The organism is Bradyrhizobium sp. Kon69 (assembly GCF_055807515.1).
Genome location: NZ_JBVVOS010000419.1, coordinates 1 through 259 on the forward strand (window position 1 = coordinate 1; position 259 = coordinate 259).

The 259-nt window shown below is 62.5% G+C and carries 1 protein-coding gene; it reads left to right on the top strand.

Features of this window, described 5'->3' with window-relative positions; genetic code table 11:
* Positions 1 to 66: 66 nt before the first annotated feature.
* The coding region (locus AC0L3U_RS39650; RefSeq protein ID WP_473365157.1) for a hypothetical protein at positions 67 to 259 on the top strand (193 nt) is incomplete at its 3' end.

The following is a 259-nucleotide window of genomic DNA, read 5'->3' on the forward strand; positions in this document are numbered from 1 at the left end:
GTTGGCAGAAAAAAACGCCATGCTTGTGATGGCGCTTGTGCGCCCAATGTTAACGTTCGAGCAGCGTTGAGGCTCAACCCCGATAACACCCGCAACGCGGCGGGTGATGTGAGCCTGCGCGCCAAGACCCTCAACAACACCGGCACCAGCGTCATCGCCAGCCGTGCGTTGACCGTTGATGCCCAAACCGTGAACAACCAGGGCGGCACCCTCAGTGCGCGGCAACGCGCCAGCGTCACGGCGGCTGCGCTCGATAACC